3 protein-coding genes are annotated in these 4467 nt (G+C 62.8%); all 3 read right to left on the bottom strand.

Features of this window, described 5'->3' with window-relative positions:
- Nucleotides 1-94 precede the first annotated feature (94 nt).
- From J7J55_03885 to J7J55_03895, 3 genes are read right to left on the bottom strand one after another with little or no spacing between them, the layout of a single operon-like run.
- A complete protein-coding gene (locus J7J55_03885; GenBank protein MCD6141844.1) occupies nt 95-940 on the bottom strand; it encodes an ATP-dependent Clp protease proteolytic subunit in 846 nt (281 codons plus the stop codon).
- Nucleotides 937-3651, bottom strand: coding sequence for an ATP-dependent Clp protease ATP-binding subunit (locus J7J55_03890; GenBank protein MCD6141845.1), 2715 nt, complete (start codon nt 3649-3651; stop codon nt 937-939). The genes J7J55_03885 and J7J55_03890 overlap by 4 nt, the downstream gene beginning before the upstream one ends.
- 18 nt (nt 3652-3669) lie before the next feature.
- Complete coding sequence (locus J7J55_03895; GenBank protein ID MCD6141846.1) at nt 3670-4374, bottom strand: rhomboid family intramembrane serine protease; 705 nt, start codon at nt 4372-4374, stop codon at nt 3670-3672.
- Nucleotides 4375-4467: the final 93 nt, after the last annotated feature.

The following is a 4467-nucleotide window of genomic DNA, read 5'->3' on the forward strand; positions in this document are numbered from 1 at the left end:
CCGATTTCGACGTGGAAGAGCAAGAGTGGCGGGTCGTCCCGTCTCCGAACGACCCAGCGAAGGTCGAATTGTAGCCGCTGTTTGCCCCCGCAGTTCAGTTATCAGCTCGTGGCGACTGATTCCCGGGACTGCGACGATGTGGAAACGGAAGGTATTCCACGCTGGGAGTGTGGCGCACCGGTTGGGGATAGAGCTGCATTAGGTGCAGAATCTCATTCGGCATGTCGGCCGATACGTGCAGCCCCAGTCGCTTTGCTTCCTCATAGGTGAGGGGGTAGTCGTGCGTCCAGCGTCCCTCGGACAGGATCTGAGCGAGCTCGGCCGCCTTCTCGTCGGAGTATCGGCCGGCGAGGATCTCCTTCACGCTCTCCCGCACCTGGCGGAGCGCCTTCTCCGCGGTATCGGCCAGGATCAGGGTGCGATCATCCACTTTCTCCACCGGCTTCTCCTGCACCGCCTTCACTATCGACGCGGCCGGGAACTCCCCGAGCTGGGGGTCAACCGGCCCGAGGACCGCGTGCTCGCACATCACGATCTCGTCCGCTGCGAGGGCGATCAGCGTCCCCCCGGACATCGCGTAGTGGGGAACGAACGCGGTCACTTTGCCCGGATGCCGCTTGATGGCACGCGCGATCTGGGTGGCGGCGAGTACGAGCCCTCCTGGGGTGTGAAGGACGATGTCGATCGGCACATCGGGGTCGGTAAGATGGATCGCCCTGATCACCTGCTCGGAGTCGTGCACGTCGATGTAGCGCATGACCGGAAACCCGAGAAAGCTCATCGTCTCCTGCCGGTGAACGAGGAGGATCACGCGTGATCCGCGCTCGTGCTCGATCTTGGCGATCAGCCGCTGACGGGTGTTCTCCAGCATGCGCTGGTGCAGAACCGGCTGCAGGGCCGACAGCATGAGGAAGATCCAGAATAGATCGAGGATCGTCATGAGTCCCCTCCTTCCGTTTCGGACTTGGTTTCGTTCGCGCCTTCATCCGTTGCCACCTCCGCCGATTTCAGTGCGCGGGCGATGACCTCCCCCTTCTCTGCGTCGTAGTCGATCTCGACCGTGACGTCCTCTCCGATCTCTCCAGCCAAGAGCTTGCGGGCGAGAAGCCCCTCGATCTCCGACTGGATGATCCGCCGCAGCTCCCGCGCCCCGAACTGCGGGCTGTAGCCCCGCTCGGCCAGGTAATCGATGAGGGCATCGGTCCACTTGGGGGTGATCCGCTGGGCGCGAAGCCGACGGGCGACCCGCTCCAGTTGCAGCTTGACGATGTCGTGGATCTGCTCGCGGGTGAGGGCCTGGAACACGATGATCTCATCGATCCGGTTGATGAACTCCGGCCGGAAGTAGCGCGCCAGCTCCTCCATCAGTCGGTCCTTGAGGTCCTTGTAGTTGAGTGCCTCTGGCCCCATCCGCAGGTTGTCGCGGATGATCTCGGCCCCGATGTTGCTCGTAGCGATGATCACCGTGTTGGTGAAGTCGACCGTCCTGCCCTTGGAGTCAGTGAGACGCCCGTCGTCGAGCACCTGAAGGAGGATGTTGAACACCTCGGGATGCGCCTTCTCGATCTCATCGAGCAACACGATCGAGTACGGACGGCGGCGGACCGCCTCGGTCAGCTGCCCTCCCTCTTCGTGACCGACGTAACCGGGAGGGGCACCGACGAGACGAGAGACGGCATGCCGCTCCATGTACTCGGACATGTCGATTCTGACGATGGCGTCCTCGTCCCCGAACAGAATCCAGGCCAGTGCCTTGGCGAGCTCGGTCTTCCCCACTCCAGTCGGCCCGAGGAAGAGGAAGCTCGCGATCGGGCGGTTGGGATCGGAGAGCCCGGCGCGCGTCCGGCGCACCGCCTCCGACACCGCCTTGACCGCCTCATCCTGACCGACGATCCGCTGGTGGAGGAGTTCCTCCATCGCCAGGAGCTTCTCCCGCTCCTCCTTGGTCAACTCGGAGACCGGGATCCCGGTCAGCCGGGAGACGATCTCGGCCACATGCTCGGTGCGCACGTCCGGAACCGACTTGGCACGGGTCCTCTTCCACTCCTCCATCGCTCGATCCCGCTTCTCTTCCCATTTCTGCCGGTCGCGCTTGATCTCCTCGGCGCGGCCGAAGTCCTTCGCCGCCACCGCTGCTGCCTCCTCGCGCTGGAGGTGCTTGATCTTCGCTTCTCCCTCCTGCACCTCGATCGGAGGCATGGTGTTGCGGATCCGGATCCGGGCGCACGCCTGATCCAGGATGTCGATCGCCTTATCCGGGAGGAACCGTCCGGTGATGTACCGGTCGGCGAGCTCGGCGGCGGCAACGATCGCCTCCTCGGTGATCTTCACCTTGTGATGCGCCTCCAACCGGTCCTTCAGTCCGCGCAGGATCTCGGCCGTCTGCTCCACCGTCGGCTCGGCGACGAACACCGGCTGGAACCTCCGCTCCAGTGCCGGATCCTTCTCGATCCGCTTGCGGTACTCCCCCAATGTCGTAGCTCCGATCACGTGCAGCTCTCCCCGAGCGAGCATCGGCTTCAGGATGTTGGCCGCGTCCATCGTCCCCTCCTCCCCGGCCCCGCCGGCGCCGACGAGGAGGTGGACCTCATCGATGAACAGGATGATCTCGTCCTGGTTCTCCTTCACCTCATCGAGGACCTTGCGGATGCGCTCCTCGAACTCCCCGCGGTACTTGGTCCCGGCGACGATCCCGGTGAGGTCGAGCTCGACCACCCGCTTCCCCTTCAAGAGCTCGGGCACCTCGCCATTCACGATCCGCTGCGCCAGTCCCTCCACAATCGCCGTCTTCCCCACCCCGGGCTCTCCGATCAGGACCGGGTTGTTCTTGGTGCGGCGGGAAAGGATCTCGATCACCGTCTCGATCTCCTCATGCCGACCGATCACCGGGTCGAGCTTCCCCTGCTTGGCCATCGCGGTGAGATCGCGGGAGAACTTATCCAGCGTCGGGGTCGACGAGGGCTCCTGCACGCGCCCTTCTTCCGCTCCTTTTCCGACCATCTTCACCACCTGCTGTCGCAATGATTCCGGAGTGATCCCGTACTTGCGGAGGAGATCCCCGGCCAGGCCGTCCGTCTCCCGCACAAGGCCGATCAACAGGTGCTCCGGCCCGATGTAGGAGTGCCCGAGCCGCTGTGCCTCCTCGGCCGCCAGGACAAGGACCCGCTTCAATCGCGGGGCGAGCTCCGGGTTCTTCACCTCCCGCTCCACCCGGGGGACGTTGTGCTCGATGTACTGGACCACGTCGTCGGGCTTGAGCTTCACCCCCTTGAACAGGGCCTGGACGACCTGCGTGTCAAGGAGCGCAAGGAGGAGGTGTTCGGTGTCGATGAGGTCGCTTCCCCACTCCGCCGCTTTCTCCGCGGAGCGGGCCAGGGCATCCCGGGCCGGTTCGGAGAGCCAGTCCGAGATGTCCACCGATTCCCGCCGCGGACGACGTTCCGCCCGCGGCTCGCGCGACTCGGGGAAGAAATCCTCGAAGAAATCCCCCAACATCCCGCCGAACAATGATTCCCATGGGGATCTCCCCGCGCCGAACCGTTTCGCATAACACTCGTCGCACAGGTAGAGCTCCTCTTCCGTCCCTCCCCGACGCACTACCACATGATGAACAGCTGGTCTTATCCGGCAATCATCGCACATTCGGTCCATCTCATCCTCCTTTTGAGATCAGCTCGAGTATATCCCGTCCCTGAAGTGACTGCGCCGGTGGAACACCGGAAACAGGACCATTCCTGCCACCATCCCGCCGATGTGGGCCCACCACGCGATTCCACCACCAAACTGGGGTGCCACCAGCGCGTACACCCCGGAGAACAACTGGGTGAGAAACCAGGCGCCGATGAACAGCACCGCGGGGATCGGCACGAAGAACGGGATGAATCCGAGCGGGATGAGGGTAATGACCTGGGCGGTGGGGAACATGAGCAGATAGGCCCCCATCACCCCGGCGATCGCCCCGGACGCCCCCAACGCCGGGATCGTGGAATGGAGGTTGGTCACGTAGTGGGTGAGGCTCGCCGCAATCCCACATATGAGATAGAAGGATACGAACCGCCAGTGTCCCATCCTGTCCTCCACGCTTCCCCCGAATATCCACAGCGCCCACATGTTACCGATGAGATGCATCCAACTCCCATGAAGGAACATGTTCGTGATAAACGGCCAGATGGAATCAGCGGTCGGTCCGAACCACGCCTTAAAGTAGACATCAGCATACCGGGCCGGGACTAATCCGAAGTGATAGAATACCCATTCCAGGGTACGTTGGGGAAGAGAAAGCTCGATAAGGAATACGATAACATTGATCGCGATAAGGGCCCAGACCGCAAGCGGGGTCTCCCTCCTCATCACAGTATCGCGTATGGGGAACAAATCATCCTCCGTTACCGCGCCATGATCTCCATTGTGATGCCGACGCCTAGTCATTTGAGTGTATCAGAATCGGGGGTGAGAGTACAAGTAGAA

It is taken from the genome of Candidatus Bipolaricaulota bacterium, from assembly GCA_021159055.1.
GTDB lineage: Bacteria > Bipolaricaulota > Bipolaricaulia > UBA7950 > UBA9294 > S016-54.

What these genes read in the sequence shown, in the direction of transcription:
- J7J55_03885 (MCD6141844.1), bottom strand. Translation starts at nt 940, where the DNA reads ATGACGATCCTCGATCTATTCTGGATCTTCCTCATGCTGTCGGCCCTG.
- J7J55_03890 (MCD6141845.1), bottom strand. Translation starts at nt 3,651, where the DNA reads ATGGACCGAATGTGCGATGATTGCCGGATAAGACCAGCTGTTCATCAT.